1 pseudogene is annotated in these 696 nt (G+C 45.0%); it reads left to right on the top strand.

Annotated elements, in window-relative coordinates:
- Positions 1–696, top strand: a pseudogene (locus tag F984_RS0103950) (hypothetical protein); the annotation flags it as partial.

Raw genomic sequence — 696 nt, 5'->3', positions numbered from 1 at the left:
ACACTACAAAGCAATGGTGCCAATGCCGCTGCAGTAAAAGCTGGTGATACAGTTGACATTGGTACGGTAGCAGGCGAAACCAACCTTAAAGTAACCAAGAGTGGTAACAAGATCCAGTATGGTTTAAACCGTGATCTAAATGTTGACAGTGTAACGGCAGGTAATAGCAAGCTAGACACCAATGGCCTAACCATTACAGGTGGTCCAAGTGTAACGACTGCAGGTATTAATGCAGGTAACCAGAAGATTACTAATGTTGCAGCTGGAACTATTTCTGCGAGTTCTACAGATGCAGTAAATGGTAGCCAGTTAAATACGGCTAATCAGAACGTAACCACTGCTCAGAACACCGCAAACACAGCAGTAACGAATGCAGCAGCAGCACAAGCGACGGCAGACAAAGGCCTGAACTTTAGTGTCAATGGTGGCACGGCTGACAATGTGAAGTTAGGTGAAACGGTTAATTTTGCAGATGGCATCAACACCACAGCAGTGTATGACCCTGCTACCAATACCTATAAATACAATGTAAATGACAACATTGCATTAACCAATGCCGGTAGCCTAACAGTTGGGAATAGCAAGGTTGATAACAGTGGCCTAACCATTACCGGCGGCCCAAGTGTAACGACTGCAGGGATTAATGCAGGCAATCAGAAGATTACCAATGTAGCAGCAGGCACTAATGCAACTGAT

This window comes from Acinetobacter nosocomialis NIPH 2119 (assembly GCF_000368085.1).
In the GTDB taxonomy this organism is placed as follows: Bacteria; Pseudomonadota; Gammaproteobacteria; order Pseudomonadales; family Moraxellaceae; genus Acinetobacter; species Acinetobacter nosocomialis.
Note: the sequence above shows the minus strand (reverse complement) of the source record. Positions and strands in the feature narration are given on the sequence as shown.